The sequence below is a fragment of the Fusibacter sp. genome, from assembly GCF_057447755.1.
Map to the genome: position 1 here is coordinate 113,155 of NZ_JBVBZF010000001.1, position 25,600 is coordinate 138,754.

At 35.1% G+C, this 25,600-nt stretch carries 39 protein-coding genes and 12 tRNA genes; all 51 read left to right on the plus strand.

Annotated features, from left to right (window positions below):
• Nucleotides 1-14 precede the first annotated feature (14 nt).
• The 51 genes from AC220I_RS00565 to AC220I_RS00815 all read left to right on the plus strand — a co-directional run bounded on the left by AC220I_RS00565 (nucleotide 15) and on the right by AC220I_RS00815 (nucleotide 25,381).
• Entirely contained in the window at nucleotides 15-587 is a 573-nt protein-coding gene (locus AC220I_RS00565) for a dCTP deaminase domain-containing protein (protein WP_486721892.1), read from the plus strand.
• Between the two features lies 1 nt (nucleotide 588).
• The gene (locus AC220I_RS00570; RefSeq protein ID WP_486721893.1) at nucleotides 589-1,203 is read left to right on the plus strand and encodes a 3'-5' exonuclease; all 615 of its coding nucleotides are present in this window, start codon (nucleotides 589-591) and stop codon (nucleotides 1,201-1,203) included.
• A gap of 49 nt (nucleotides 1,204-1,252) precedes the next feature.
• Nucleotides 1,253-1,678: a hypothetical protein gene (locus AC220I_RS00575; protein ID WP_486721894.1), complete on the plus strand. Its 426-nt coding sequence runs from the start codon at nucleotides 1,253-1,255 to the stop codon at nucleotides 1,676-1,678.
• A 161-nt stretch (nucleotides 1,679-1,839) separates the two neighbouring features.
• Nucleotides 1,840-2,328 (plus strand): phosphoribosyltransferase, encoded by a 489-nt coding sequence (locus AC220I_RS00580; RefSeq protein ID WP_486721895.1) that lies wholly within the window; start codon nucleotides 1,840-1,842, stop codon nucleotides 2,326-2,328.
• Nucleotides 2,329-2,496: a hypothetical protein gene (locus tag AC220I_RS00585; protein WP_486721896.1), complete on the plus strand. Its 168-nt coding sequence runs from the start codon at nucleotides 2,329-2,331 to the stop codon at nucleotides 2,494-2,496.
• Nucleotides 2,489-2,767, plus strand: coding sequence for a DUF3135 domain-containing protein (locus AC220I_RS00590; RefSeq protein ID WP_486721897.1), 279 nt, complete (start codon nucleotides 2,489-2,491; stop codon nucleotides 2,765-2,767). Before AC220I_RS00585 ends, AC220I_RS00590 begins: the two co-directional genes overlap by 8 nt.
• The gene (locus tag AC220I_RS00595; protein ID WP_486721898.1) at nucleotides 2,764-4,644 is read left to right on the plus strand and encodes an AAA family ATPase; all 1,881 of its coding nucleotides are present in this window, start codon (nucleotides 2,764-2,766) and stop codon (nucleotides 4,642-4,644) included. Before AC220I_RS00590 ends, AC220I_RS00595 begins: the two co-directional genes overlap by 4 nt.
• A gap of 28 nt (nucleotides 4,645-4,672) precedes the next feature.
• Nucleotides 4,673-4,840: a hypothetical protein gene (locus AC220I_RS00600; protein ID WP_486721899.1), complete on the plus strand. Its 168-nt coding sequence runs from the start codon at nucleotides 4,673-4,675 to the stop codon at nucleotides 4,838-4,840.
• Complete coding sequence (locus AC220I_RS00605; protein ID WP_486721900.1) at nucleotides 4,824-5,156, plus strand: hypothetical protein; 333 nt, start codon at nucleotides 4,824-4,826, stop codon at nucleotides 5,154-5,156. Before AC220I_RS00600 ends, AC220I_RS00605 begins: the two co-directional genes overlap by 17 nt.
• 58 nt (nucleotides 5,157-5,214) lie before the next feature.
• Nucleotides 5,215-5,730, plus strand: coding sequence for a hypothetical protein (locus AC220I_RS00610; protein ID WP_486721901.1), 516 nt, complete (start codon nucleotides 5,215-5,217; stop codon nucleotides 5,728-5,730).
• Nucleotides 5,731-5,801: 71 nt separating this feature from the next.
• Entirely contained in the window at nucleotides 5,802-6,137 is a 336-nt protein-coding gene (locus AC220I_RS00615) for a hypothetical protein (RefSeq protein ID WP_486721902.1), read from the plus strand.
• A gap of 95 nt (nucleotides 6,138-6,232) precedes the next feature.
• Nucleotides 6,233-7,135, plus strand: coding sequence for a hypothetical protein (locus AC220I_RS00620; RefSeq protein WP_486721903.1), 903 nt, complete (start codon nucleotides 6,233-6,235; stop codon nucleotides 7,133-7,135).
• A 76-nt stretch (nucleotides 7,136-7,211) separates the two neighbouring features.
• On the plus strand, nucleotides 7,212-7,340 hold the full coding sequence (locus AC220I_RS00625; RefSeq protein WP_486721904.1) for a hypothetical protein: 129 nt from the start codon (nucleotides 7,212-7,214) through the stop codon (nucleotides 7,338-7,340).
• Entirely contained in the window at nucleotides 7,333-7,581 is a 249-nt protein-coding gene (locus AC220I_RS00630) for a hypothetical protein (protein ID WP_486721905.1), read from the plus strand. Before AC220I_RS00625 ends, AC220I_RS00630 begins: the two co-directional genes overlap by 8 nt.
• A gap of 7 nt (nucleotides 7,582-7,588) precedes the next feature.
• Nucleotides 7,589-8,035 (plus strand): NUDIX domain-containing protein, encoded by a 447-nt coding sequence (locus AC220I_RS00635; RefSeq protein WP_486721906.1) that lies wholly within the window; start codon nucleotides 7,589-7,591, stop codon nucleotides 8,033-8,035.
• Nucleotides 8,036-8,164: 129 nt separating this feature from the next.
• Nucleotides 8,165-8,809 carry a 6-carboxytetrahydropterin synthase gene (locus AC220I_RS00640; protein WP_486721907.1) on the plus strand — a complete coding sequence of 215 codons (645 nt, stop codon included), beginning with the start codon at nucleotides 8,165-8,167 and terminating at the stop codon, nucleotides 8,807-8,809.
• Nucleotides 8,810-8,944: 135 nt separating this feature from the next.
• Complete coding sequence (locus AC220I_RS00645) at nucleotides 8,945-9,175, plus strand: hypothetical protein (protein ID WP_486721908.1); 231 nt, start codon at nucleotides 8,945-8,947, stop codon at nucleotides 9,173-9,175.
• Between the two features lie 247 nt (nucleotides 9,176-9,422).
• Nucleotides 9,423-9,761 (plus strand): hypothetical protein, encoded by a 339-nt coding sequence (locus tag AC220I_RS00650; protein ID WP_486721909.1) that lies wholly within the window; start codon nucleotides 9,423-9,425, stop codon nucleotides 9,759-9,761.
• Between the two features lie 241 nt (nucleotides 9,762-10,002).
• Entirely contained in the window at nucleotides 10,003-10,857 is an 855-nt protein-coding gene (locus tag AC220I_RS00655; RefSeq protein WP_486721910.1) for a hypothetical protein, read from the plus strand.
• The gene (locus AC220I_RS00660; protein WP_486721911.1) at nucleotides 10,857-11,141 is read left to right on the plus strand and encodes a hypothetical protein; all 285 of its coding nucleotides are present in this window, start codon (nucleotides 10,857-10,859) and stop codon (nucleotides 11,139-11,141) included. The genes AC220I_RS00655 and AC220I_RS00660 overlap by 1 nt, the downstream gene beginning before the upstream one ends.
• Complete coding sequence (locus AC220I_RS00665; protein ID WP_486721912.1) at nucleotides 11,138-11,500, plus strand: hypothetical protein; 363 nt, start codon at nucleotides 11,138-11,140, stop codon at nucleotides 11,498-11,500. The genes AC220I_RS00660 and AC220I_RS00665 overlap by 4 nt, the downstream gene beginning before the upstream one ends.
• An 8-nt stretch (nucleotides 11,501-11,508) precedes the next feature.
• Nucleotides 11,509-12,831 carry a M16 family metallopeptidase gene (locus AC220I_RS00670; RefSeq protein WP_486721913.1) on the plus strand — a complete coding sequence of 441 codons (1,323 nt, stop codon included), beginning with the start codon at nucleotides 11,509-11,511 and terminating at the stop codon, nucleotides 12,829-12,831.
• A gap of 60 nt (nucleotides 12,832-12,891) precedes the next feature.
• A complete protein-coding gene (locus AC220I_RS00675) occupies nucleotides 12,892-13,449 on the plus strand; it encodes a hypothetical protein (RefSeq protein WP_486721914.1) in 558 nt (185 codons plus the stop codon).
• Complete coding sequence (locus AC220I_RS00680; protein ID WP_486721915.1) at nucleotides 13,449-13,634, plus strand: hypothetical protein; 186 nt, start codon at nucleotides 13,449-13,451, stop codon at nucleotides 13,632-13,634. Before AC220I_RS00675 ends, AC220I_RS00680 begins: the two co-directional genes overlap by 1 nt.
• Nucleotides 13,635-13,667: 33 nt before the next feature.
• Entirely contained in the window at nucleotides 13,668-14,798 is a 1,131-nt protein-coding gene (locus AC220I_RS00685) for a hypothetical protein (RefSeq protein WP_486721916.1), read from the plus strand.
• Nucleotides 14,799-14,887: 89 nt separating this feature from the next.
• The gene (locus AC220I_RS00690) at nucleotides 14,888-15,184 is read left to right on the plus strand and encodes a hypothetical protein (protein WP_486721917.1); all 297 of its coding nucleotides are present in this window, start codon (nucleotides 14,888-14,890) and stop codon (nucleotides 15,182-15,184) included.
• Nucleotides 15,185-15,434: 250 nt separating this feature from the next.
• Complete coding sequence (locus AC220I_RS00695; protein WP_486721918.1) at nucleotides 15,435-15,722, plus strand: hypothetical protein; 288 nt, start codon at nucleotides 15,435-15,437, stop codon at nucleotides 15,720-15,722.
• Between the two features lie 7 nt (nucleotides 15,723-15,729).
• Nucleotides 15,730-15,804: transfer RNA gene (locus AC220I_RS00700), tRNA-Arg, on the plus strand.
• Nucleotides 15,805-15,822: 18 nt separating this feature from the next.
• Entirely contained in the window at nucleotides 15,823-16,278 is a 456-nt protein-coding gene (locus AC220I_RS00705) for a hypothetical protein (protein WP_486721919.1), read from the plus strand.
• 214 nt (nucleotides 16,279-16,492) lie between these two features.
• Nucleotides 16,493-16,568: transfer RNA gene (locus tag AC220I_RS00710), tRNA-Asp, on the plus strand.
• A gap of 5 nt (nucleotides 16,569-16,573) precedes the next feature.
• Nucleotides 16,574-16,647: transfer RNA gene (locus tag AC220I_RS00715), tRNA-Ile, on the plus strand.
• A gap of 284 nt (nucleotides 16,648-16,931) precedes the next feature.
• Nucleotides 16,932-17,006, plus strand: a tRNA-Thr gene (locus AC220I_RS00720).
• 21 nt (nucleotides 17,007-17,027) lie between these two features.
• Nucleotides 17,028-17,198 carry a hypothetical protein gene (locus AC220I_RS00725; protein WP_486721920.1) on the plus strand — a complete coding sequence of 57 codons (171 nt, stop codon included), beginning with the start codon at nucleotides 17,028-17,030 and terminating at the stop codon, nucleotides 17,196-17,198.
• 109 nt (nucleotides 17,199-17,307) lie between these two features.
• A tRNA-Ile gene (locus tag AC220I_RS00730) sits at nucleotides 17,308-17,383 on the plus strand.
• 81 nt (nucleotides 17,384-17,464) lie between these two features.
• Nucleotides 17,465-17,541, plus strand: a tRNA-Lys gene (locus AC220I_RS00735).
• 2 nt (nucleotides 17,542-17,543) lie between these two features.
• Nucleotides 17,544-17,623 (plus strand) — tRNA-Lys (locus tag AC220I_RS00740).
• An 8-nt stretch (nucleotides 17,624-17,631) separates the two neighbouring features.
• Nucleotides 17,632-17,704 (plus strand) — tRNA-Ala (locus AC220I_RS00745).
• Between the two features lie 98 nt (nucleotides 17,705-17,802).
• Nucleotides 17,803-17,880 (plus strand) — tRNA-Asn (locus tag AC220I_RS00750).
• A 2-nt stretch (nucleotides 17,881-17,882) separates the two neighbouring features.
• Nucleotides 17,883-17,967 (plus strand) — tRNA-Asn (locus AC220I_RS00755).
• A gap of 5 nt (nucleotides 17,968-17,972) precedes the next feature.
• A tRNA-Ala gene (locus AC220I_RS00760) sits at nucleotides 17,973-18,045 on the plus strand.
• 7 nt (nucleotides 18,046-18,052) lie between these two features.
• Nucleotides 18,053-18,128, plus strand: a tRNA-Lys gene (locus tag AC220I_RS00765).
• Nucleotides 18,129-18,145: 17 nt separating this feature from the next.
• Nucleotides 18,146-19,015: an ATP-grasp domain-containing protein gene (locus AC220I_RS00770; protein ID WP_486721921.1), complete on the plus strand. Its 870-nt coding sequence runs from the start codon at nucleotides 18,146-18,148 to the stop codon at nucleotides 19,013-19,015.
• Nucleotides 19,016-19,066: 51 nt separating this feature from the next.
• A complete protein-coding gene (locus tag AC220I_RS00775) occupies nucleotides 19,067-19,705 on the plus strand; it encodes a Bax inhibitor-1 family protein (protein WP_486721922.1) in 639 nt (212 codons plus the stop codon).
• A complete protein-coding gene (locus AC220I_RS00780) occupies nucleotides 19,705-20,079 on the plus strand; it encodes a hypothetical protein (protein WP_486721923.1) in 375 nt (124 codons plus the stop codon). The genes AC220I_RS00775 and AC220I_RS00780 overlap by 1 nt, the downstream gene beginning before the upstream one ends.
• A gap of 207 nt (nucleotides 20,080-20,286) precedes the next feature.
• The gene (locus AC220I_RS00785) at nucleotides 20,287-20,511 is read left to right on the plus strand and encodes a hypothetical protein (protein ID WP_486721924.1); all 225 of its coding nucleotides are present in this window, start codon (nucleotides 20,287-20,289) and stop codon (nucleotides 20,509-20,511) included.
• A gap of 311 nt (nucleotides 20,512-20,822) precedes the next feature.
• Nucleotides 20,823-21,230, plus strand: a complete 408-nt coding sequence (locus tag AC220I_RS00790; RefSeq protein WP_486721925.1) for a hypothetical protein — start codon at nucleotides 20,823-20,825, stop codon at nucleotides 21,228-21,230.
• Nucleotides 21,231-21,279: 49 nt separating this feature from the next.
• Entirely contained in the window at nucleotides 21,280-22,380 is a 1,101-nt protein-coding gene (gene ald, locus AC220I_RS00795) for an alanine dehydrogenase (RefSeq protein WP_486721926.1), read from the plus strand.
• 60 nt (nucleotides 22,381-22,440) lie between these two features.
• Nucleotides 22,441-22,683, plus strand: coding sequence for a hypothetical protein (locus AC220I_RS00800; protein WP_486721927.1), 243 nt, complete (start codon nucleotides 22,441-22,443; stop codon nucleotides 22,681-22,683).
• A 9-nt stretch (nucleotides 22,684-22,692) separates the two neighbouring features.
• Nucleotides 22,693-23,763 (plus strand): saccharopine dehydrogenase family protein, encoded by a 1,071-nt coding sequence (locus AC220I_RS00805; RefSeq protein WP_486721928.1) that lies wholly within the window; start codon nucleotides 22,693-22,695, stop codon nucleotides 23,761-23,763.
• A gap of 141 nt (nucleotides 23,764-23,904) precedes the next feature.
• The gene (locus AC220I_RS00810; RefSeq protein ID WP_486721929.1) at nucleotides 23,905-24,156 is read left to right on the plus strand and encodes a hypothetical protein; all 252 of its coding nucleotides are present in this window, start codon (nucleotides 23,905-23,907) and stop codon (nucleotides 24,154-24,156) included.
• Between the two features lie 52 nt (nucleotides 24,157-24,208).
• On the plus strand, nucleotides 24,209-25,381 hold the full coding sequence (locus tag AC220I_RS00815; RefSeq protein WP_486721930.1) for a DUF2333 family protein: 1,173 nt from the start codon (nucleotides 24,209-24,211) through the stop codon (nucleotides 25,379-25,381).
• Nucleotides 25,382-25,600: the final 219 nt, after the last annotated feature.

The following is a 25,600-nucleotide window of genomic DNA, read 5'->3' on the forward strand; positions in this document are numbered from 1 at the left end:
AAGAGGAGTTTATAATGTTTATCAATCCCAAAATCGCCATCCAAGAAGGATGGATCACAGGACTTACCGAAAATTCTCATTTTGTCCAACCCAACGCTATTGACTTCACTTTAGATCGAATGTTTGAAATTCCACATCATGGTTCGGCTATCATTAGTGATCTTGGTGAAGTATCTAATCCACATACTGGTGAAGTATTGAAGAAAGGTGTCAAAGTTATGTTAGATGGTCGTGAATATGAATCTGAATATGACACTCAATATAAAGATCATTTCTTTTGTATTCCTGGTCATTCATCAGTCGATGGAATGAGTGATTTCTATGTTGAACTTCCAGAAGGAGTCGCATGTTTACCGATGGTTGCACGATCTACACTAAACAGAAATGGTATGTTTATCACATCAGGTTTGTATGATAGTGGCTTTAAAGGACATATTGGTTTTGCTATTCATAATGTACGCAATGATCCATCATATATTGGTGTAGGTACGAGAGTTGGTCAAATTGTATTTGTTAAATCTGATTCAGCTGGTATGTATGCTGGTGGATGGAATCATGATGCAGGTACACATTATTCGGAGCAATAAAATGACAGAAGAACAAAAACCAAGAGGATATTTTACAAACGTTTTAGCTTTTGACTGTGAAACATCAGGAGTTGCTATTGGACAATTAGATCCAACACACAATCCAGAAACTGGTGAGACTTATCAAATGGTCTCAGCTGGTTTTATTGTTGCAGATGTTGCAACGTTACAACCAATTGATCAGTTGTATGTAGAAATTAAGTGGAATGGTGAAAGCACATGGAACGATGGTGCTGAAAAAATTCATGGTCTATCCAAAGCACATTTAGAAGTAAATGGATTAACAGAAGAAGAAGCTGTTTCAGAAATTGGGACTTTCTTAATGAATCATTTTGGTCCTGACAATTGTATTCATATGTTAGGTCACAATGTTGCAACTTTTGATCGTTATTTCCTTTTTCGGTTATTTGAAAAGTTTGGAATTGAGTTACAGTTTGGAAATCGTCATATTGATACGTACAGCTTAGGAGTTACATTGTTAGGAGCATATAATTCTGATCAATTGTTTGATGAGCTAGGATTAGGAACTCGTGATGCACATAATGCATTAGAGGACACTCAACTTACACTTGAAGCTGCAAAAAGAATGCAACGAATCTTTCGCAGTGTTTTGTAGTTGACATTGATACTTCAATAGGGTAAAATATGCTTAATTGGAGGTACGTATGTTATACGCTGTAGATGTAAATTTCCTTCTTAACCAGAAGGTTACTCGAACTCAACGATTCGTAATAATTGCTGAATCAAAAGAACATGCCAAATCTGAAGCAGAAATGGTTGCAAAAGCTGTTTGTGCAAATGGATGTGATGAGGTTGAAACTGTTGAAGTAGGAATTACTGCTGATGAGTATTTAATTGTTGAAAGATCAGATTCTGGTTTCCACTTAATAACTCATCCTGATTTTTATAAAACAAAAGAATTATTGGAACAAATTTCTGAAGTGTATGAATCAGCTCCTGATGTATTTGCATCACATACAGCTAAGATGTATGGTATTTTAAAAGAAGATACAGTTGCTGTTGAACAACACTTTATCACTGGTAAACATCCACAAGTTGCTTTACCATCTCGACCACTCTTGAGGAAGTAATATGGGCTGGTATATTCTTTTTATAGCAATGGTACTTACTACTATTCACCGTTTAATTCAAACACCAATTGGTGACGATTGGTTTTTCCCAGTTATAATTGGTTTGATGGTTTTACCAGTCATCATTCTAGACGAATTAGAAAAACGAAAAAGGAGACAGAATGTCAATTGTAACACACATGGACAGAGGGTTCGCAAGTTACGCAAACCCAACGTATGAAGATTTGAATGAATCTTGTAGACATATTTCAGATTTCATTCATTACAACACAAATCAAATTGGAAAGATTGAAACTATTGTTGGATTAACTAGAGGAGGTTTAATGCCTGCTGTAATTCTTTCACATATGTTAAATATTCCAATGGTTGCAGTTCAATATTCATCGAAAGATGGACATGGTGATAATAAGAATCACCAAAACGTTCTTCCTGATTTGGATGGAAAATCAATTTTATTAGTGGATGATATTTGTGATTCAGGTAGAACATTAAGAGAAGTACATGATGCTTATGTTGCACGAGATTATGCCGTGTCCTCAGCAGTCATTTACTTTAAAGATCTTGGAGATAGAATAATTTACGAGCCTGACGTTTGGGCGGTAAAAATTTCCAAGACGTTTGGTTGGGTAACTTTTGATTGGGAAAAATAAATGGAAGATAAAATTGTAGCAATTGCGAATATGGTAATGATTATTTTCTTACTCATTGCATTATATCCTGCTGGGCAAACATTTAAAGGAATTGGTTTGGTATTATTTTCAATTAGTATGGGAATGATTATACAAAAATTTCTTATTTGGAGGAAGAACAATGGGTGAATTTAATTTTGATTATTGGAAAGAATTGTACGAAAAAGATCCAGAAGAGTTTAACAAGCAACGTTTAGCGATGTTACGTCAAGTTGCTGAACAATCAGGACGATCTGAAGATGAAATTAATCAGATGATGGCTCGTATTAATGGTCAAGATATGAGACTTGATCGAATAAAAAACCCGCTTGCAAGATTGGCAAAATTAGAGGAGAATTTTTACAATCAGTTTTTTCAATTTAATGAAGTATTAAAGGGTTTCAGGAGCACTATTAAATGAGTTTTGACTTGGATTACGTTAAACAACGTGAACAGGATTTATTATTTGCTGCAAGTACACTAAAAGGTGAGTTCTATGGATTAGACTCAATTATTGATCGTGTAATTGCATCAGTAACAGCTTGGTACACATTTCCACAATTAATAACACGACCTGTTATTGTAAATCTTTGGGGACTAACAGGTGTTGGTAAAACAGCATTGGTTCGTCGTTTAGTTGAATTACTAAACTTTAAAGATAAATTTGTTGAAATACAAATGGATGGTGTTTCAAGTTCATCCTCTTATTATAGTGTAGGTTCTATTTCAGGGGTTCTATTAGATTCAGGTATTCAACAAGGTGAACCAGGAATTATTCTTCTTGATGAATATCAAAGATATCGTACTATTGCTCAAGATGGTTCAGATGTTAAAGTTGAACGTTTTGCTGATGTTTGGATGTTATTAAGTGATGGTCACTTTGCAGCCAATTCTTCTGTTTATCAAGAAATTGAAATGATGATTGCAATGTCTGCTTATGACGATGATTATCGTACTTCAAGAGAAAGTGATTCTGACGATAAAAATCAGAAAAAACGAAAATTTAAAATTTATCCTTACGAAGCAAAAAGTATCAAGAAAAGATTAAACCTTCCAAATTCTTTAAAAGAAATCATGGAATGGTCACCAGAAGAATTAGCAGAAAATATTGAAGTTGCTCTTGAAAATTCAGTTGGTAATCAAATTGATTATACGAAGTGTTTAATTTTCGTATCGGGTAACTTAGATGAAGTTTTTCGGGCTGCATCCAATATTAATGATTGTGATACAGATGCAAATGTCTTTCATGAACGGACTAAAAAAATTAGTGTCATGAATGTTAAGGCAGCATTAAAACAACGTTTCAAACCAGAGCAAATTGCACGATTGGGTAACACCCATATCATCTATCCTTCTATAAGCAAAGAAGCCTATCAACAAATTATCCACAATGCTGTTACATCTTATGTAGATATTATGGCAGAAGTATCTGGATTGGAGTTTAAGTGGGATTCTCATACAGAAGAAGTCATTTACAAAAACGGTGTATATCCAACACAAGGCACACGTCCTGTATTTTCGTCAATTCATTCCATACTAGGAACTGGGTTGGTTCAAATGGCTGCTTGGGCTATTAAGAAAAATGTTAATCAGATTGATCTAACTATTGATACTGACAAATCAGTATTGATTGGTAAATCAGCATCTGGTTTAGAAGAAATGGAATTTCCAGTGGTACTTGATGTACATGCAGAGAAGAAAAAAGCATCTGAAGACTTTCTTTTGACTGTTGCAGTTCATGAAGCAGGTCATGCAATTTTACATGCTGTATTAACTCATACAGCACCTCAAGAAGTTAAAATCAATACTGCTTCATTTGCAGGTGGATATATGCTTCCTGAAGAAGAAGGTCAGATTGTGAGTAAAGAAGATTTTCGAAATAAACTTACTACTTTGTATGGTGGAAGAATGGCTGAGGAAATTGTGTTCGGAGCCGATTTTATTTCGACAGGTGCATCATCAGATATTGATAAAGCGACCAGACTTGCATCTCATTATGTTCGTTGTTATGCATTTGATTTACTTCCTGGTGTTGAATTTCAACCCTCAGGACGGGAAACACCAGATGGTTTGAATCCTTCGGACGAAGCATCAAAAGCAGTTGAACAATTGTTGACTGATGAACGTGAAAGAGCTAAAGTACTGCTTCTTGAAAATAAACACTATTTGATTCGGTTGGTGGAACATCTAATTGAAAAAATTGAGATGAATCAAGCAGAATTTACTGCTCTATTCCCCGAATTAGTGTATAGTGTTGAATCTGAACGAATAAAAGCTTGGGATTCCTTTAAAGGTTAATAAATAATCTCCAAGTTAGGAGATTATTGTGAAAGTCAAAATCAACAATTGGGTTGCTAAACATGCTCAACAATCAGGAGCAGGACAACATCGAGATAAAAGAGGTCAACGGGCGTCTCGAATTCGTCAAAAAAGACGATGGAAAAACCAAGTCAGAAAAGAGTTGGGTTTCGACGTTCGTGAGCGCCATATCTGAAGGATTCTCGTCTATTGGACGAGGTCTTGCTTCGTTCTTTGATTCTGAACCCTACCATCCACCTGGAACTCGAGCCCGTAATGAAGCAATGTATCTCCGATACTGTGAAGAACATAAAGATGCTTTAAATGCAATTCGTCGCCGAATTAAACATAACCAACAAGTAAAAACATTCAACAATAATGCTCGAGCTTTACAGATACGAGCAAAACAGATTGAACGTGATCTTGAACGTGATATAAGAGAAGTAGAAGAAGATGTTCGTAAAGTCATGAGAGGCGTGGATAATATTTTTACAGATATTGATCCTTTTTAGTGTTGACCTTTCACGCAAAGGTTGTATAATATTATTAGGTTATTATTAGGAGAGAAAAATGGGATGGTGGAGTAAAACAGTAATGGGTGGAGACACTCCAATGGATTACGAATGTGATTTTTTGATTGATCATTGTGGTTATTCAGATTTTTATGATGAAGATCCAGAAACAATACGTACTGCTTTGAACCAAAATTTTTGGCCATGTTACCACCATGCTTTACACTGTGTAAATCAGGATGGTGATGGAATTGCACTTCAGGTACTTGGAGCAATCGTATTACGATATGGAGCTAATTTACCTATAGAAGTACGTAAAGTCATCATTGATGCTGCCTTAAATGATGAATGGGGAGCAGAAGACGAGGAACGTGCAAACCACATGAAAATCTTTGCCTACCAAGTAGAGAATTACACAAATGGAGAACCAGTGGAAATTGCAACCGAAGGTTTGTTTGATGTAATTGCTTCTGCATTGGAAGAAGGTAAGAAAGGACTCGTTAATGTAGTTCCTACAACCAAACATGAAATGGAAGAATGGCTTCCTGAACATGAAGATGAAGAGAATGAGTAAGTAAGGGTTGACTTTGCTTAACGTTTATAGTAATATAGAATATAGTATTTATACACAAGAGGTGAAATGAAATGAGTGATCAAGAAACAATTGTAAATCCAAAATCTGAAAAACCAGCATCAGCTACGAAACCTGCGAAGGTTGCAAAACCTCGTGGTCGTAAAGGTGATAAAGTTATTACTGCGTTCAAGAACGTTCCTACCGACAAAGTAAAGTTAGCTGACTTTGCAAATCAACATGGTGTATCTCAACATGTTCTTCGTCAAGCAAAACGTTTCGATGATTCAGGTATTACTGGTAAGGTCCATTGCAAAAAGGACAAAGAAACTGGTGAATTGATGATTTGGCGTGACACTGCAACTACTGCAACCACCACTACTGCTACAACTACTACCACCAAAAAGTAAGTAGCAATATCACTCATTTTTAATCAAGGGGTGATTAAGGCTTGGATGTTTTCATCCAAGCCTTTTTTTATTATAATAAGAAAAAGGAGTTCTAAATGAAAAAATATAACTACTCAGAAATTTTCCACTCATTTCAAGGTGAGGGTACATATACTGGAGTCCAAACAGCTTGGATTCGTTTCTTCTTGTGTAACTTACAATGTGATGGGTTTGGTCAAAAAGATCCAACAGATCCTTCTACATACATTCTTCCATATACAGATTTTGATGTTAATTCAGTTGAAAAGATTGAAGACCTTCCTGTTTGGGAGTATGGGTGTGATAGTTCCTACACATGGGCAAAGAAATTTAAACACTTAGCAAAATCAGGAGATGCAATTGAGATCTGTGATACAATTACAGATATTTGTCTTCGTAATGAGTTTAATCCTGAAGGTTTGTTTGAACATCCACAAACACAACAGTGGACACACATGGCATTTACGGGTGGAGAACCAATGCTCAACCAAGATGCTATGGTTGCTATTATGGAAGAGTTTCGTAATAGAAACAATGAACCAAAGTTTGTAACTGTTGAAACAAATGGAACTAAAAAATTAAAACAGGACTTAAAAGAATTTTTGTATAAGTACCAGATGTCACATTATAAACAATGGTTTTGGTCAATAAGTCCTAAACTATTTTCAACATCAGGAGAGAAACCAAAGAAAGCAATCTGTCCTGATATTGTTGGTGAATATGCTCAGTACTCACAAAGTGGTCATTTAAAATATGTTGTAAATGGAACACAGCAAAGTTGGGATGAAGTTGAACAATATACACAACAATTCAGAGATGCTGGTTGTAAATTTCCTGTTTATATTATGGCCGTTGGTGCAACCAAAGAAGAGCAAGAAACAAACCAAATTGCCGACATAGCAATGGAAGCAATGAGAAGAGGATATGCTTTTTCAGGTCGCTTACACTGTCACATCTTTGGTAATAAAATTGGTACGTAATATGTGGTTTTGGAAAAAAGCTGTTGTAATAAAAGATTGTGAGGATTGTGTTCATTACTGGCCTCCAATGCATTTTATGTCAGGTTTTATTGAACCTGGATGTTTATGTAACTTAAATCCAGATAAAAAACGTGATCCTGATGAGATTCGATTAAATGAATCTCAGTGTGGACCAACTGCAAAATGGTTTGAGAAAAATGAGTAAAGAAAAATGCTACTACAATCTCATTGCTGAGAAAGAAGGTCAAAAAGTTTATTTTAATTTCGATATTGATCTGGGAATGGATTGGTCACAAAATCCTATGGACTATGGTGATGAAGAGCAGGTTCGTCAAATTCTTGATGATATTTTATATAAAGAACATTACGAGAAATTTCGAGATCAAGTAACAAACATTCAAATTGAAAAATGTATACTCACAATAACATTAGAAATTTTAAAGTGAGAAATTTATGGCTAAAAAGAAAATATATCGAGCAGGAGTAGTACCTTACTTTATAACTGAAGAAGGAGAGATAATGATGCTCTTCATGAAACCATCTAATCCAAAATATGGTGGTAAACGTTTTCAGTTGGCTAAAGGTAAATTTGAAGAAGGTGAAACAGCTGAAGAGGCAGGTTTCAGAGAAGCAAGTGAAGAGTTGGGTTTAGCCGATATTAATATTCTTGACTCGTTTAAGGTTGGAGAATTTTTAGGTCGTACTACTGTATTTGCTGCTAGAATAAGGGATAAAAATGCTTTCACGGAAACAACAGATGAAACTGAAGCTGTTAAGTGGATGACATTAGATGAATTTGTAGAAGAGGGAAGGGAATTGCACAAACCTGTGGTCAAAGCTGTTCATCGACAAGCTACAAAGAAAGAAACAAAGAGGAAAGATGACGATGAAGTTTCTTAAAGGATTTCTCGATCCATCTATGTTACACATAATTATTATTTTAATGATATTCGGTGCAATTAGTTGGGAGTTGTTAACACTTGGCGTTTCAAGTATAATTAACTTGATAAGCTATTTGTGGGGATTAATATGAGTTGGACAATTGATAAACAATTTGATTTTTGTTATGGACATCAAGTATGGGTACAAAAACTTGAAGGTGAGTTTTGTGAAAGTGGTGATGCTAGTTGCAAATGCCGCCACGCTCATGGCCATCAAGGTCATGTACATGTATTCTTGGAAGCTGATCAATTAAATCCTCAATCAATGGTAACTGATTTCAAACATTTGGGTTGGTTAAAAAACTTTCTTGATGATACAATCGATCATAAATTTATTATCGACTTAAATGATCCTGGTTTTCATAATGTAACGAATGGAGTAATTCTACCACTTCAACAACGATTACCAAATGGACTTGCATTGTCATATGAACATCAAATATATGATATGGATTTAGTTCAAGTAAAAGTTCCTGGAACTGATTATATTGCTGGACTTGTATTGGATACATCAAAAGTTGATGAAGAAGATAAAGATTTTTATGATAGTTTCTTTATGGTAAATTTCGTACCAACTTCAGAAAATTTAAGTTATTGGTTATATGAAATTACAACTGCAAAGATGAAGAAACTTGGCATTACTGTTAGTCGCATTGATTGGTTTGAGACTCCTAAGAGTCGTTCAACTTTTATTCCATCAGGTGATGCTTGGACAGTTGACTTTACAGACTAACAGCTGGAAATCTATATAACTTTTTTAACATACAACAGTTTATTTATGCTCGTAACCGAAATTTTATCTTTGGTAAAATTTCGGTTACTTTTTCAATTTTGACCATAAATAATTTTAAATTGATATGGAGATAATATGAAAATTAGAGATTTATTTGAGGCTCAGGTATTAACAAGAAATGAGGTTGATCGTCTTGTTGATATGATCCATGATCATTTAGATCCTGCTGAACATGATAACGTTGATGCCATAATGGATATGGCAGGTCAATATGTGGAAGATATTCCAGGGTTAGAAGATCCAATGCATGCAGAAAAAGCTGTTAGTCTAATCGTGAATGCCTACCAGTCTAAGTATGGTTTTTAAGTTATGATGAAGGAATGGAGTGATGAAACGTTCAAAAATTTCAGTTAATGAAATACAGTTTTATCTTTCGAAGGGTGCCCACTTACATCCTTTACTTTATCGTACATTTTTATCTGACCTTTATGAACTCCAAAACAAACACAAAGTTTGTTTAATACCCATATCAATATTGCAACATTACCACATTAAAAAGCATAAAGTTGCATAACCTGTTGACAACTACCCAATTTATAGTATAATAAATATTATGACTGATTATACCTTACTAAATGATTGCAGTACTGAGGATTATGGTGACTTTGTTAAAGAAGCATCATACAAATTATGTTACTTAGCCAATATGCATATGTCTGAATTGGATCTTGATGATGAATCATCGGACATATCTGATCAAGAAATGGAACAAATTCAGAATAGAGCTGAACAAGTGAATAATCTTGTTCGTGCAACTTTTCAAGAAATTAGTGACCATTTTGAAAAACCATTAGATGATGTTGAAGAAGATATGATGAAAGCCATGTCTGAAGTAGATATGGAAGAGATCTTTGAGATCATCTATATGAGAAACCATGATTTATTACATTAAGTCATGTTTGCTCTTCCACCTGGTTTTGTAACGACAAAATATCCCCAGTATTATTGGGACAATATTAACTTTCGTTTATATTCGACAAAGAAAGGAAATACACTTCGACCATTAAAACGTCAAACTCCAAACAAATGGAATGAATATAAAGAAGGATATACGATATCTGTTGATGGGTGTCGTAAATTTTTATCTATAGATTATTTAAAATCTCTCCCCACAGTTACGGTGGGTAAGTAAAATGGCAAGACCAAGAGTTGATTGGATACCATACGAACAAGTCAAACCATGGGTACACAAACTACGATTAGGAAATTATAAAGAGTGGTTAGAATATGCTACTACACATAAACTTCCCGAAGGTGTTCCTCAAAATCCTCAAATGACTTATCCTGATTATGTTTCAGATGCTGATTTTCTGGGACATACTTCTTATTGGCCCTACCCTGATGCTAAACGTTATGCTCAAAGTCTTAAACTTTCAGCCTATAGTGAATGGTTAACTTGGTATAATAAAAACAAACCAAAATTCATTCCTAAGTATCCTGATCAAGTATCTGGTTATAGAGATGAGTGGGAAGGATGGGGAGAATTCTTGGGAACAGGAACGATAGCCCACGAAGATAGAGAATATCGTTCGTTTGATGAACATGTCAAATATGCACATTCATTGCTAATTAAAACTCAAGATGAATGGCGTTCAATAGATCATCCAGAAGATATTCATCACTTACCACCAAAGTATTTTAAAGAGTGGACAAACTGGGATCATTTTCTTGGTCGTAATATTGCTGAAAGAGCTGCAGTTAAACAGGTTAATACCAGTGTGTTGTATGTTATTCATGAAAGTGGAAATCCTGCTAATGTCTTGACTATTGACATTGAGACGAATGGCAAGGGATCATTACAAATGAGACAACAGCAAGAAAATTTTCGTATTTTAAGAGTGTTTAAATACGAACCAGAATTAGAACAACAGATACAAAATATCATTGCTGCAAATGGTCAGAAGTGGTGGGCTGCTGATAATCAATATTTGATTAATGTTCAACAGGCATTACTTAGTGATTTTTTTCAGTTATTGGAGATTGTGTAGTGAAATGGTGGAATAAAGAGAGTTTTGGTGATCCCGCAAATGGTTGGATAACTGCGATTTTTGATGCTCCAATCTATCAACACAAAACTAACATACATCGTTTCTTGGTACATCCCGAAAAGACATGGCAAGGTGGTTTTAATGTTGTTATGCTTAATTTTGAAAATCTAACTTGGTGTCGAAGACACAGCAACGATGGTAAAATATTTCAACATTATAATAAACTAGAAGGTGATACCTATCGAAATGTTCAGCGTCTAATAAACCTGGCATATTTTGTATGAGCGAAAAAAGAACTTACGATTACGATTCCTCCGAATTGTTAGATCAACACAGTGATCCCCAACCACCTAAAACTTGGTGGTATTCTGGAAGTACATTAAAAGAGTTACGAACAGATATTAAGTTACTTCTAGTTGAGTTTGCAACTAGATTTGAAGATCGAGAAGGTCAGGCAATTTTACAATTAGCCGAACATGGTACTGCAGGTTGTGCTTGGGAGTTTATTATTAAAGAAATTTTAACAAAGTACCCTGACATTGCAAAACGATTAATTATCAAATATGAAATTCCTCCACATATTTTAGAGGAAGTTGATAATGAAACCGTGTTAAGATTACACAACATTAAGTGGAAAGTATAGGAGAGAATATGAACAAAACTTTCAACCGATTTAAACGAAATGGTAGAACATTTCAAGCCCTTGCCTTACCAGGCACAAACTTATTTCAATTTGAAATCGTAAATTTATATGGTTCAAATATTGAACGTGTTGTTAATTCTGTTACAGGTAAAAATTTATACGGAATTGCACATTTCATAGAACACTTAGGTTTTCGTGCTTGTAAAGATTTCACCACAGATGAATTAATGAGACTCCTTAAAACTGAAGGAACGTATAATGCATCTACAGACCACGATCGAATCAATTACTGGTTTAAAACCACAATGCAAAAACTTGACATTGCAATTCGGTTAGTCTGCAATTATGCTTTGAATGATCTTCGGACTATTCCTCAAGAAGAATTTGCAATTGAAAACCAAGTTGTTTTTAATGAAGCAAAACGTTATGCCGATGATGACCAGACAATGTTTTGGTTTAATTCTACAGGTGCTTTGTGTGGGTATGATAATGAGGATAATGTGATTGGTGTTCCTGACACCATTGCAAAGTTTACACATGAAGATGTTGTTCTTGTAAAAGATATTTTCTTAAATGCTGGTACACATGTATTCAACATTACTTATGATCCTGAAGTATTAGATCTAGAACAGATCTTGAATAAGATCAATATTCAATTAGCTCGTTTTTCATTTGGTAACGAGCATAGTTATCAACTAGAAGCCCAAATGCACGATGAACTTTTAGGTGATCCACAAGTTGGTAAGTTTGTTTTACCAAATGAATCTGAACAAGCAATGACAGCTATTTGTGTTGATACGATTTATGATGAAAAAGTTAAATTACATAATACAACTTCAGCAAGAATAGGTAATGCTTGGTTGTCAAGTTTAGCTCCTGATACATCCTTAACTGATATCATTCGTGAAAAGCATGGATTAACGTATGGTATTCATATGTCCGATTCAAATATTTCCTATTCTCCTTATACGATTTTTGGTTGTGATGTTTCTGATGGTACACAACAACAAATGATGGAACTTTTTGTTGATTCTATAAACATAAGTTCAGATGCATTAACTCCTGATGCTTTTGAAAAACTACAAGATACATTGGAACTAAAACGTACAATGAGATTTGTCAACCAAGAAAACTTCAAATCCTTACATTGGTCAGCTCTATGGAATCCTGAATTAATTGGAAAAGCTGAAGTTGAATTTGGAAATAATGTCATAGATGGGTACAATAAATTGGATCAATTATATGGAAATTATGATTCTGTAAAAGAATATGTGGAGCGATTTCGTAATGCTGTGAATAATAAGGATTATGGAATTGTAACCAATTACTAAAAAATGTTGTCATGGTGTTTTCTAATAGGGTATAATATTTAAAATTTATTGGAGAACACTATGACGCACCCGCTTGAAATTACTGAATATGTTATTAAAAACATTAATCGCAAAGGGAACTCCTACAAAGGAGCAACCTTAAAAGTAACTGATTCACACGTCTTTGGTTCCAAAGAAGCTGATGACTGTATCAAACCTGTACAACTAAAGAAACTCCATAAACTAACAGAAACTCATGGTATTCAATGGAAGTACTTTCATGGTCATCAAATTCAACAAGGTAAAACTGCACAAGGACGACCACGTCTTGTATGGGTATATGTTGTTGAAGGTGTAGATGAAGAAGGTTTCATTTTTACCTATCACAAATACGAAGCAAATGCTCCAGGTTTTGGACAAAGCCATGTTTATGTAAACCATCACATTGATGGTATTAAATTATCAGCTTTATTGGATGGTGCTCCAAAAACTAGTATTAAATTCTATTCAGTATCCTTAGCAGATAAATCTGAAGAGAAAGCAATTGAATTAATCCGTGAACATGAATGGATTTATCCAATGATGCAAAACAAAACTTCTAAATTGAAACGTTTACATGACTTAAGGTGGAAATTATAATGAAAATTGAAACTAGTTTTTTGGGATTGCTTATATTAGGAATTTGTATTGGAAATACATATACTGCTATCCATGGATGGGGATTTATCGGATGTGGGTTCATTGCTTTAGGTTTAGTAAATGCAATGCTATCCTATTTGGCTGGAAATTCGAAGAAAAAAGTTGACCCAAACGAGTTCAAGTAGTATTATAACCCTCAACAACTGAGGAGTTTAACAATGATTTTTCAAATACCTGATGAAAATATGGAAGCACTTGAAAAAAGTATTTCCAAGTTGAACAAAAAAGCTGAAAAGTTAGGATGTGCACCTGTTAATTTAAAGGTGGTTCGTTCGTATGTTCAACAGGAAGGAACATTTAATGTTCTTTTTCATGAAGTTGATATTACAGGTCAAGCTCCTGTATTAAATGGTTGGCATTTAGCAGGTCAAATAACTCACGATAAAGGTGGAGTTGCACTTCTACGTACAATTCCTGGTGAGAATATTCCTTCTGAATACAATCATGCTGATCCAGCTAATTGTGATCACTGTCATCGTTATAGAAAACGAAACAACACATTCGTTGTTCGTCACAATGATGGAACTTATAAACAAGTTGGTAAAACTTGTCTACAGGACTTTACTGGTCACAAAAATCCTAATCTCTTAGCAAATTTCTATACAATGCTCCAAACATTTTTTAATACTGCAAAACAGTATAGTGTTATTGGAGCATATGGAAGAACAGCACCCCACTTCTTAATTGAAGATTTTCTTGGTCATACAATTCGTTACTTAAAGGATCATGAGTATGTCAGTAAAGGTCTTGCTTTTGAAGAAAACCTTACTCCTACTTCTGCCTATATACTTGACATTGTGATGCACCAGAATAATTCCATTCCTGACCTTACTCGTGAAGAATATGATGAAGCTGATGAAATAATTGCTTGGGTTAAAGGTTTAGATAAACCCAATAACGATTACTTGATTAATATTCAAAATATTGTTAATGTTGGATATGTAACACACAAAACTTCAGGTTTTGCAACTTCAATGGTTCGTACCTACAGAAAAGCAATGGAAAAACGCAAACCAAAAGTTGGTTTGAATTCTGTTTATTTGGGTAATCCAAAGGATCGTATTGAAGGAACTGTAACTCTTCTTAAAAAGACGATTACACAAGGATATTACGGTCGTATAGAAGTACATAGATTTGTTGATGATAAGGATAACATCTTGGTTTGGTTTGCTAATACTGCAACAGAATTTGCAGAAGGACAAACTTACTCAGTTAAAATGACTGTTAAGAAACATGAAGAATTCAATGGAATCAAACAAACAGTCGTAAATAGGGTAGCAGAAAAATGAGTGATGATTTTAAATCAGGGTGTATATTTATGTTAATCGTAGGAGCGATTGCAATATACACCATCCACCAATTTATATAGGAGGGTGGTATGCACGATCTGGAAACAGCAAAAGAACTACTTGATCGTAGTGTTAAAGATGGTATAAACGAATATTTTGAATTTATTCGTCATAGATTAGAAGATGCTGTAAATGCTCTTGATCATGCTGAAAATACTTTTGAGAAAAATGGTGATTATCATGTTGTTGGTGATCTCGTTCAGTATTTGTCGGTTTTAGATATGGGACATAGTCGTGCTATAAAACTTGTTCATAAAGTATCAATGTTGCATGAAGAAGTATTCATTCTTGAAGAACAAGAGAGGAATAATGATGAAGAAATTTAACCAATTCATGAAAAGCTTATCCTCCTCTCAGCAATTTGAGTTTGCTGGAATTATTGGGATTGTTGGTGTTATTATCTTACTCACCATTATAACGATAGTGGTAAGTGATAATAATTTAATTACCTATTTGATTCCCAAATCGTTTTTTAATCATGTTTAAACTTATTTTCTTTGGTATACTTGCTTTTGTTGTTCTTATCCTTGTACTGGGCGGTGGTAGTAGTCACAATTATCACGATGACACATTACCATGAAATTAGCATTAATACTTAGTTGCCTCCTTCATGCTTTATTGTTTGTTAATTACATTGCATTCAAACCTATATCACTAAAACCAGAATGTGATAGTGAATCAATTGCACAGTTGAATGTACAAGCAAAACCAAAATTTCCTTCGTTGCAAATTACGTTGAGATCTAGTAGTATAGGTCAAATAGACAGTGATCCAAATGAAGAAATGATGGATTTTATTGCTGAAGTGAATTTTGAACAGCTTGTTGAAGAAGCAGAACAGTGTTCTGACGTTCATTTAGAATAAATATATTACCCTTGTAGTTTAGTGGATAAAACGCCACCCTCCTAAGGTGGAGATGAAGGTCCGAATCCTTCCAGGGGTACCATTTTACAAGGAGTTGATTATGAAAATGGAATTCATCAAGAAAATTTTTCCTACTATTATCAAATACACAGAAAAGGTACCTAACAAATTTGCTGGTGTTGCTTTTATGTGTTTCATTAAAATACTTCCAAAGTATCGTTTTGATGTAGGATTGTTAAAGCATGAAATGACGCATGTTTTGCAGTGGTACTTCTGGTTACTAATTAGTATGTTAATTAGCTTAGGATTACATTTTTTCAATCCTGAAATGTTTGATGATACTGTGTTTGGATATGGATTAATTATTGGTGCTTGTTTGCATGGTGCAATGTACACATTAATTCCAAAGTATAAACTATTTGCTGAAGTGATGGCATATAGAGTACAATTACATTATTGCGATAAAGATCGAGTAGATCTATTTGCAAAATTCATTACTGAACGATATAATTTGGATGTTGATATCGAAGAAGTCAAAAAACTCCTTCGAAAATAACAAGTTATAAAACTGTTGACTTTTAATATAAATAGTTAGAAGATTAACTCAACTTATGAAACTTTTTGAGAGATTATTTAAAATGACTACAATCAAAACAAATATTAATAATATGGCGAATGCGACCGATAAAGGATTGCAGGCTGGGTTTTGATCTGAAGACATTAAGATAAGATTTAAAAACCCAGTTTCAAAACTGGGTTTTTTCGTTTCTGGAGCTATAGCTTAATTGGTAAAGCACTTCACTGTCAATGAAGAAGATGCGAGTTCAACTCTCGTTAGTTCCGCCAAATATGGCTCTATAGTTCAATGGTAGAACACTCGGCCGATAACCGGGATACGAAAGTTCGATTCTTTCTGGAGCCACCAAATTTGTTATAAGGGGCAGCCCCTAGACGCACCGTTGGACTCGGAGATGTAACAAATATGCCTTGTAAACATTGCTGGTGATGCCCTCTTTCGTAAAGAGGTTAAAGTTGGTTCGAATCCGACACAAGGCTCTAAGGTAACGCTATGATGTAATTCCTAGACTAAGCGATCATAGACATGCGTAAAGGAAACCTTAAAGAATTATGCTCTTATAGTATAATGGTTATTACACAACTGTGGTATAGTTGAAATCTCAGTTCGATTCTGAGTAGGAGCTCCAATTTGCCTCTGAAGCATTTAGGGATGATGTTCGCACTTGTAATGCGAGGAAGACAGTTCGATTCTGTCCTGAGGCTCCAATTATGTTGAGGAGGTATGTAATGAATCAGCATGAACAAAAATTACTGACGAAGTTAAACTTCTCAGGACAAAGAGTATTACAAATTGTAGGTGACAATGAATATCGTGCTGCAAAAGGACTAGAACAAAGAGGTCTAGTAAAAATGAAATGGAATAGTCGAGCTCAGAGAGGTGAAATAACTCGATTATAGTTTTGGTATTGTCCAATTCCATCTGAGATACAATAGAAAAGCGACTAACTTTTTGAGTATCGATAAAGAGACTATGGACTTAGTAGGATGTAGTGATCCTACTAATTTTGGTGCTAAATGCAAATTGGCGAGCAGATTGCCTCATAAGCAATTGACAGTGAGTTCGAATCTCTCTAGCACCACCAATACTCATGTACAGCCTTGTTTTAACGCGCGCAGGGCTAAGGTTGGATAAAGTAGGTTCGAGTCCTACCATGAGTGCCAATGGAAGTGTAACAAAAATTGGCTTTGTAGCGGTCTTTTAAACCGAAAAATGTGGGTTCGATTCCCACCGCTTCCACCAATGCCTCCTTGGTGTTTAATGGTTTTAGCACACTCGGCTTTTAACCGATGAGGTGAGGGTTCGAATCCTTCAGGGGGTACCAAATTATTTGGGGCTATAGTTCAGTTGAGAGAACGCCTGCCTTGCAAGCAGGAGGTCGAGGGTTTGAGTCCCTCTAGCTCCACTCGGGCCAGACACCCATGAGTTGCAACTCTATTTTCGGTCTGGCACAAGCGTAGGTTCGTGATGACTACGGTGGTAGTGGAATCACAAAAGTTTAATTCCGATGAGCCCATCCTGGTATTGGGGTCGGCCTGTTAAGCCGAACGTTTGGGGGTTCGAGTCCCTCCATCGGAGCCAATTCCAGTGTGGCAGAGTGGTAATGCAGCAGACTGTTAATCTGTGGTCGAAAGACAATCGTAGGTTCGAATCCTACCGCTGGAGCCAAATTTGGGGGTAGTCTAGGGATAGCAGGATGTGTCTTGCAAACACGACCGCTCGGTTCGACTCCGTGTACCTCCACCAAACATTTGGGAGTATCGTATAGTGGCTATTATACTCGGCTCTTAACCGATGAGACGAGGGTTCGAATCCTTCTACTCCTACCAATTCAATAGGTGCTATTATGCTCTGGATAATCCAAAACAACTTATATAATGAAGATGGATATGTTAAATTCATCAATGCATTAGATCGTCTAGGTAGTCAATACCTAACTGTAAAACCTGTTCCTTTTACAAATATCATTCTTCCTGCTGACTTTGATTCAATGACACAAAACGTTGATGATACTCCAGAGCCAGAAATCGATACAAGTCAAAAGATTGTTGTGATGGGAGCAACTTCACTAGTCCGAATTGCTAAGGCAAAAGGTTGGACACCTGGGTCGTTCTTGAATGAAAACTTCACCTATGAGAAATGGAAAGCTGGGTTTGGTCCAGAAAATATCTTAAATCCTGAATCTATTGTTTGTAAGTTTTCAGATGGTTTACCTGACCTATCTCAATTTGATGGGGATCTATTTGTTCGTCCTGTAGAAGACAACAAAGCATTTACAGGTGTTGTAATGTCCCAATATGATTTTCATGATTGGTTTCTTTCTATAGCTCATACAAAAGAAGTTGATTTTCAACCATTGCACGAAAATACAGAAATAGCAATTGCTTCATGTAAACAAATCTATGCTGAATACCGTTTCTTTGTTGTTAGAGGTATTCCAGTTACAGGTAGTATGTACAAACGTGGTAATCAAGTTCATTATGAAGAGTGCTTTGATGCAAACATCTTTCAGTTTGTAAATCATGTTATTGGATGTTTTCAAGGTCTACAGATGAATGTTAGATCACCGTCAGATGCATTTGTTGTTGATATTGCTGAAACACCAGATGGATATAAAGTTATTGAAATGAATAACTTAAATTCTGCAGGGTTTTATGCTTGTGATCCTCAAAAGATAATTTCTTCAATTGAGGAATTAGTCACGTATCACCTTTGATACTTTACAACTTCCATTAGATAATATCCTTTTTAATCGAAGGAGAAATTAATGAATACTTTAGTGGAAAGTGCGAATAATGTTTTACGTCAAACGTACATGTTGTTATCTGCAACCTTACTTTTCAGTGCAGCAATGACTGGGTTGGGTGTATTAATGGAGATTGGTCCAATCACATCAACTGTTGCTTGGTTGCTGGGTTTTGTGTTGATATTTGTTATTCCAAGATATCAAAATTCCCAAGCAGGAATTTACCTTGTCTTTCTCTTCACAGGTTTGATGGGATTTTCGTTAGGTCCTGTTATTCAAGCATATATTGATCTTCCAAACGGTTCAGCCATTATTGGAACTGCTACATTAGGTACAGGTTTAATTTTTGCTGGGTTGTCTGCATATGCCATCAAGACAGGAAAAGATTTTAGTTTTATGGGTGGATTTTTAATCTCTGCTTTGTTAGGTGTGATTATCATTTTGATTGCTAACTTGTTTATGCAAATTGCTTGGCTGCACCTATTAATGTCCTATGTGATCCTGTTGTTAATGAGCGGCTTTATTTTATATGATACTAGTGCAATTTTACATCGTGATGAGACCAATTACATATCTGCAACTGTTGGTTTGTATTTGGATATCATTAATATGTTCCTAGCTTTATTGAATATTGTTCGATCACTAATGGGAGAAAAATAATGTTACGAAATTCAGACATAAGTGTAACTGTCAAAAAAGAAAAGTTACTTGATGCATTACGTCACAATCGTGAAGTCCACGAAACTGACTATAACAAAGCAATTGTGATTTACTACCAAGATCTCACAAAACATTTAGAGGGTTTGCTTGAGTTTGCTAAACATAGTGAAAATCCAACGGATGGCTTTGTAGTTCCTTTTCAAGAGCCTCAGCTAAAGACTGATGAATATGACAAGTACATAACGATGTTGGAAATGTGTGAAGACACTGAATTTACACTATCCACAACAGAGTATGATCAAATTGTCAATGATAATTGGTCTTGGATCACACATGCAAAAATGTTGAATGCAACATATTCTGCGAGAATTTAACATGAATGCAAAAGTAAGCAAAATGTTACGTAAGATGCGCCGAGATTCAAAGGCACATAAAAAGATATGGAATGAACTTGACCATAAAACTCGAGGCAAAGTTCGTAGATTACACAACAGTGATACTAAATTAATGCATACTGATATGCTTAGTATTGTTGCTGGTAAGTAAAAGGAGTTGCCCCCAGAAATGGGGGCAACTTTTCAATGGCAAATGCACAACAAGTATTACAAATGATTCGAAAACGTTTTCAACCTGATGAAGAACAAAACTGGGCTGAAATGTGGGCTATTACTAAACGTAAAAGTGGTGAAGTTATTCGGGATAGTTTCCAAGTACGCATGGTTAAGGAACATCCAGCTGTTCATGATCTTCTATTAAAACCTTGTAAACAAGCTACAAAAATTCACAAATTGAAATGGAAGCTGTGAAAATTCAAGCATATATAAGTATATGTACGATGTATTACACAACATAACCAAACATACAATTAGTCGAGAAATTGACCAATTCATTCAATGTATTCTGAACATTGATGGTCGTTGGTGTCCTGAATTGCAAGAACTAATCCAAAGTCGGTATACTGAAGAAGGATTCAGGGACGCATTGAGGTGTTTTCAATTTACCGAAAAACATATTGAACAATTAGTAACACATTCGTCAGTTGCTTATGAGTACTTAGACAAGAAATATCTTACTCCAAAAATTGAAAGACTACATAAGCTGAAATGGAGCTTATAAAATGATGAATACATATGCTTTAGATTTACTACGAGAACTAAACCAACAACACATTGATAATTTTATTGATGTAATTCTAGTCGTTGATGGACAGTGGCGACCTGAATTAGAGAATCTACTCACAAGTAGATTTAAAGAAGATCAGCTTCGTGAAGCAGTAAAAGCATTTGACTTTTCAGAAGAAACAGTCCAACAGTTAGTTCTAAATTCAGCAATTGCTGTTGATCTATTAGAAGAAAAATATCTTACACCTGAAATTATTGAACTCCACAATACTACATGGGCTAAGTTAATTGCAGAAAATTCACAAACACTAGTTAAACTTAGTGACAAAGCAATTGATCTTATACCTGAAAAACGACAAACCTCTGCAATAAATCGTCTTCATAAACTTAAATGGAAACTGTAGACATCCCCAATTAACTTAATTTATAGTAATTTTTTATTTGGAGGTAAATATGAAAATTGCTATACCCACAGAAACAAAAGTTCATGAGGGTCGAATTGCCCTAACACCTGATGCCGTTGCATCATTAGTACAAGCTGGTCACCAAGTTGCTGTTCAACATAATGGTGGTTTAAAAGCTGGATACACCACAGAAGAATATCTTAATGCTGGAGCTCTGATTTTAGGTATGGCTCGTGAAATTTATCAGTTTGGTGAATTGATTGTTAAAGTTAAAGAACCAGTTGGTCAAGAACTCGATCTATTACAAGCCAATCATACTCTTTTTAGTTACCTCCATCTCGCACCTGAACCTGCTCTTACACAAAGATTGTGTGATATTGGTTTAACAGCAATTGCATTTGAAACCGTTGAAGATGAACAAGGTCGTTTGCCCTTACTTGCACCCATGAGTGATGTTGCAGGACGATTAGCGGTTCAGGCTGCGAGTAACTTATTATTCCACCAGAATGGTGGTCGTGGACTACTATTGGGTGGATTACCTTGTGCTGAAAGAGGTAATGTAGTTATTATTGGTGCAGGAGTTGCAGGTATTAATGCTGCAAGGGTTGCTGCTGGAATGGGTGCAAATGTGACTGTATTTGATATCAATCGTGATAAGTTAGAATTGGCTCGTTCGATTGGACCTAACGTAACTGCCTTATATTCAACACAACAGGCTATCAATCAAGCAGTAGTTTATGCTGATATTGTTATTGGTGCTGTATTAATTACAGGTAAACGAGCACCCCATGTCGTATCGGCTGATGTCGTTTCAATAATGAAACCAGGTAGTATAATTGTTGATATCTCAGTTGATCAGGGTGGTTGTATTGAAACTACTAGACCAACAACTCATGCAGAGCCTACTTATGTACATGATGGTGTTGTTCACTATGCAGTTACCAATATGCCAGGTGCTGTCCCAAGAAGTTCAACTCAAGCATTATCTGCTGCAATTCTTCCATATGTTCATACACTAGCTAATGAACCAGAAAATACGAGTCTAACTAGTACACCTCGTGGATTCCTACCTTATCACTGGGTTCGTAAAAATAACGAACTTGCAAGAGGTTGCAATATCTATAAAGGTGAGTTAAGAATTAATTTTTAAGTTGACATCTTAGTCCAATATTTGTATATTAGTTATAAAATTGTACTAAGGAGAATAATAATGAAACAAACCGTATGGGTTGCTACTTGGTCTACTGAATCGAGTGATCGTGGTGTTGCAGGATATTGGTTAGAAGAACCAACCGACGAACAATTATGTGCATATTTCTATGACTACATGCCTGATGAATTTCACATAGATGAAGAAAATCCTGATAATTCTTATCGTTATGTATTTTGGGAACTTGAAGAGTTAGAACTTGTTACTAGTAAGGAAGAAATGCCTTACGTAGAAAGTATCTAAGGAGTGTCTATGAAAAAAGTAGCTGTTTTAGGTGCAGGAAATATAGGCTCATTAATTGCAACAATGTTAGCCGAATCAGGTGATTATGATGTCAAATTGATTAGTGAACAATTTTTACTATTACACCATGCTTCAAAAGTTACAAAAGTTCAGTTGAATATATCTGATTGGATTAATTTTGAAAAATACTTACAAGATAGTGAAACAGAAATTGTCATTTCTGCATTGCCTTATTCGTTAAATATTAACGTTGCTACAATCGCTGGTAAAAATGGTATTCATTATTTTGACTTAACAGAAGATGTTCGTGTTAAACAAGAAGTATTTGGGCTTGCACAAGCTTATGGATCAACGATTTTTATGCCTCAGTGTGGGTTAGCTCCAGGTTTCATTAACATCTTAGGTGCTCATTTAATGAGAAAGTTTGATGAAGTTCATACTGCAAAACTACGTGTTGGAGCACTTCCTCAAAATATTTCAAATGAATTAAAATATAACCTAACATGGTCCACCAATGGATTAGTAAATGAATATGGTAATCCATGTGAAGCTATTGTTAATGGTGCTTACGTTGATACACTTCGACCTTTAGAGGGATTAGAAAATACTATTCTTGATGGAATTGAGTATGAAGCATTTAATACATCTGGTGGACTAGGAACATTAGCAGATACTTTTGGTTCTAAAGTTAAAAACTTAAATTATAAGACATTACGTTATCCAGGTCATGCCGATCGAATTAAATTTTTGATGTTCGATATGGGTTTAAATGAAAAACGTGATGTTATGGAATCAATTTTAGAAGATGCAATTCCTAAAACAAATCAAGATGTTATTGTTATCTATTCTTCTGTATCTGGTATGATTGATGGTCAATTCCGTGAAGAATCTTGGTTCAAGAAAGTATACCCTGTAGAAATAGCTGGTCAAGAATGGACAGGTATTCAAGTCACAACTGCTGCTGGTGTATGTGCTGCAATGGATATGGTTGTGAATACAGATGCTGCTGGGTTCATTAAACAAGAAGATATTTTATTCAATAGTTTTCTAACCAATCGTTTTGGTTCTTATTATCAATAATGATTATCATAAACATGCAGGGGTTGAATTGCTTTGATAAAGCATTTATTCGACTCCTGCTTGACCGTGCTGTTCAATATGATCAGAAAATTCAAGGGTTAGATGAAGCTCAACAATTATTGCTTGTCCGTATGTTCAGACATGGCTATCATTACTTATTTGAGCCTTGTGAAAAAGCTACCCGATTATTTAAGTTACGTTATGAACTATAATACAATTGATCAAATTTTAATGAGAAAAGTTCTCGAAGCTGTGGATGGAGATGGTGCCATTCATGGTTTAAGTGAAAAGATGCAATGTCGATTAGTTAGGATTGAAAAGGACGCTTTACATCTTATTCACAATCCTTGTGAAGCAGCCATTCGTTTAGATACTCTTCTTCGAAAGTTGTAATCCATTTTTAAAGTGGGTAAAATTGTTTGTATCTGATTATGAGGAATGAACAATGCAAAATGAGAAGTTATATGCGTTTCTTGACAAACTCGCTGATTTAAAAGATCGAATAAAGGAAAAACTTTCATCCTTTAAATTCCATCTTCCAAAATTCTCTCGCAAACCTAAACCCACTATTTCGAAAGCAGAAATGGATGACGTAGTGAATTCAAATACGAAAAAAAGTTCTCGTGTAAAACGATTATTGGTGTGGTGTACACGATCATTAATTGGTGGTGCAATTGTAATGCCATTTATACTCTTAACAATGTTAGGTTTATATTGGAGTCAAGAACCAGATATGTTTGATGTTTCTAAACAAAAACATGAAGTTCCTGGTCAGGTATTTACAGGTACACTAATTAAAGTAGCTGAAACATTACTTGATAAACCAGGTGGTTACATGAGCAATGATAAAATTCCACCTAGTAATTTATTTGGTTTTTATAAGATTTGTGACAACATCCCAAGTTGGGAGTTTGGTGCACTAACAATGGTTCGTGATACATCAAGAACATTACGAAATGATTTTAGTCGTTCACAGTCACAATCCGTTGAAAATCCTTTTATTGCTAAAGCTGAACCACTATTTCACTTTAATAACAATTCTTGGTTATTTCCAAGAACTGAAGGTGAATATAGAGATGGTATAAACTTGATGAAGAATTACTTGGAAGAACTTGGTGATCCACAGAAACGAGATTCTCAGTTCTATACAAGAGCAGACAATTTAGAGGAATTGTTGAAAGTTGTTGAAAAACGATTAGGTGGATTAATTCAACGATTAAATGCTAGTGTTAAAGAAGTACGTGTCAATACAGATTTATCTGGTGATCCTGAGGCTCAACAATCAACTCCAACTCATGAAGTCGTGATTGCAAAAACTCCTTGGTTAGAAATTGACAATGTGTTTTATGAATCGAGAGGATATGTTTGGGCATTGTTACACATCTTAAAAGCTGTTGAAATTGATTTTAACGATGTACTAATGAAGAAGAATGCAAAGGTAGAGTTACAACAAGTAATTCGTTTACTGGAAGAATCTTTGTCGGAAGTATCAAGTCCTATGATTCTGAATGGTTCTCCAATGGGTTGGGTGCCAAATTATTCACGTAGTATGGTGAGTTATATCTCTCCTGCTAACTCTGCAATTATTGATTTACGGAATTTGTTGAACAATGGCTAAGCGTTTTTTTGTAATAACAAAATGGTCGAGATATTCATCTTTTCATAATATTAAGCTAATAGGAGGAACTGGTTATTTCGCAGAACGTAGAATTTCTCTACGAACTTTTAGAGAAAGAATATGGAACCTTATTCAAGTTCATAAAGAAGAGGGAACTCCATTAGGAATTAAATTTAAAAGTTGGAGACGTGCAAACAATCGTTTATTCGAGAAAAAACG

Coding starts and splice junctions, on each gene's coding strand:
- AC220I_RS00565 (WP_486721892.1), top strand. CDS start 15: ATGTTTATCAATCCCAAAATCGCCATCCAAGAAGGATGGATCACAGGA.
- AC220I_RS00570 (WP_486721893.1), top strand. CDS start 589: ATGACAGAAGAACAAAAACCAAGAGGATATTTTACAAACGTTTTAGCT.
- AC220I_RS00575 (WP_486721894.1), top strand. CDS start 1,253: ATGTTATACGCTGTAGATGTAAATTTCCTTCTTAACCAGAAGGTTACT.
- AC220I_RS00580 (WP_486721895.1), top strand. CDS start 1,840: ATGTCAATTGTAACACACATGGACAGAGGGTTCGCAAGTTACGCAAAC.
- AC220I_RS00585 (WP_486721896.1), top strand. CDS start 2,329: ATGGAAGATAAAATTGTAGCAATTGCGAATATGGTAATGATTATTTTC.
- AC220I_RS00590 (WP_486721897.1), top strand. CDS start 2,489: ATGGGTGAATTTAATTTTGATTATTGGAAAGAATTGTACGAAAAAGAT.
- AC220I_RS00595 (WP_486721898.1), top strand. CDS start 2,764: ATGAGTTTTGACTTGGATTACGTTAAACAACGTGAACAGGATTTATTA.
- AC220I_RS00610 (WP_486721901.1), top strand. CDS start 5,215: ATGGGATGGTGGAGTAAAACAGTAATGGGTGGAGACACTCCAATGGAT.
- AC220I_RS00615 (WP_486721902.1), top strand. CDS start 5,802: ATGAGTGATCAAGAAACAATTGTAAATCCAAAATCTGAAAAACCAGCA.
- AC220I_RS00620 (WP_486721903.1), top strand. CDS start 6,233: ATGAAAAAATATAACTACTCAGAAATTTTCCACTCATTTCAAGGTGAG.
- AC220I_RS00625 (WP_486721904.1), top strand. CDS start 7,212: ATGTCAGGTTTTATTGAACCTGGATGTTTATGTAACTTAAATCCAGAT.
- AC220I_RS00630 (WP_486721905.1), top strand. CDS start 7,333: ATGAGTAAAGAAAAATGCTACTACAATCTCATTGCTGAGAAAGAAGGT.
- AC220I_RS00635 (WP_486721906.1), top strand. CDS start 7,589: ATGGCTAAAAAGAAAATATATCGAGCAGGAGTAGTACCTTACTTTATA.
- AC220I_RS00640 (WP_486721907.1), top strand. CDS start 8,165: ATGAGTTGGACAATTGATAAACAATTTGATTTTTGTTATGGACATCAA.
- AC220I_RS00645 (WP_486721908.1), top strand. CDS start 8,945: ATGAAAATTAGAGATTTATTTGAGGCTCAGGTATTAACAAGAAATGAG.
- AC220I_RS00650 (WP_486721909.1), top strand. CDS start 9,423: ATGACTGATTATACCTTACTAAATGATTGCAGTACTGAGGATTATGGT.
- AC220I_RS00655 (WP_486721910.1), top strand. CDS start 10,003: ATGGCAAGACCAAGAGTTGATTGGATACCATACGAACAAGTCAAACCA.
- AC220I_RS00665 (WP_486721912.1), top strand. CDS start 11,138: ATGAGCGAAAAAAGAACTTACGATTACGATTCCTCCGAATTGTTAGAT.
- AC220I_RS00670 (WP_486721913.1), top strand. CDS start 11,509: ATGAACAAAACTTTCAACCGATTTAAACGAAATGGTAGAACATTTCAA.
- AC220I_RS00675 (WP_486721914.1), top strand. CDS start 12,892: ATGACGCACCCGCTTGAAATTACTGAATATGTTATTAAAAACATTAAT.
- AC220I_RS00680 (WP_486721915.1), top strand. CDS start 13,449: ATGAAAATTGAAACTAGTTTTTTGGGATTGCTTATATTAGGAATTTGT.
- AC220I_RS00685 (WP_486721916.1), top strand. CDS start 13,668: ATGATTTTTCAAATACCTGATGAAAATATGGAAGCACTTGAAAAAAGT.
- AC220I_RS00690 (WP_486721917.1), top strand. CDS start 14,888: ATGCACGATCTGGAAACAGCAAAAGAACTACTTGATCGTAGTGTTAAA.
- AC220I_RS00695 (WP_486721918.1), top strand. CDS start 15,435: ATGAAATTAGCATTAATACTTAGTTGCCTCCTTCATGCTTTATTGTTT.
- AC220I_RS00705 (WP_486721919.1), top strand. CDS start 15,823: ATGAAAATGGAATTCATCAAGAAAATTTTTCCTACTATTATCAAATAC.
- AC220I_RS00725 (WP_486721920.1), top strand. CDS start 17,028: ATGAATCAGCATGAACAAAAATTACTGACGAAGTTAAACTTCTCAGGA.
- AC220I_RS00770 (WP_486721921.1), top strand. CDS start 18,146: ATGCTCTGGATAATCCAAAACAACTTATATAATGAAGATGGATATGTT.
- AC220I_RS00775 (WP_486721922.1), top strand. CDS start 19,067: ATGAATACTTTAGTGGAAAGTGCGAATAATGTTTTACGTCAAACGTAC.
- AC220I_RS00780 (WP_486721923.1), top strand. CDS start 19,705: ATGTTACGAAATTCAGACATAAGTGTAACTGTCAAAAAAGAAAAGTTA.
- AC220I_RS00785 (WP_486721924.1), top strand. CDS start 20,287: ATGGCAAATGCACAACAAGTATTACAAATGATTCGAAAACGTTTTCAA.
- AC220I_RS00790 (WP_486721925.1), top strand. CDS start 20,823: ATGATGAATACATATGCTTTAGATTTACTACGAGAACTAAACCAACAA.
- ald (WP_486721926.1), top strand. CDS start 21,280: ATGAAAATTGCTATACCCACAGAAACAAAAGTTCATGAGGGTCGAATT.
- AC220I_RS00800 (WP_486721927.1), top strand. CDS start 22,441: ATGAAACAAACCGTATGGGTTGCTACTTGGTCTACTGAATCGAGTGAT.
- AC220I_RS00805 (WP_486721928.1), top strand. CDS start 22,693: ATGAAAAAAGTAGCTGTTTTAGGTGCAGGAAATATAGGCTCATTAATT.
- AC220I_RS00810 (WP_486721929.1), top strand. CDS start 23,905: ATGGCTATCATTACTTATTTGAGCCTTGTGAAAAAGCTACCCGATTAT.
- AC220I_RS00815 (WP_486721930.1), top strand. CDS start 24,209: ATGCAAAATGAGAAGTTATATGCGTTTCTTGACAAACTCGCTGATTTA.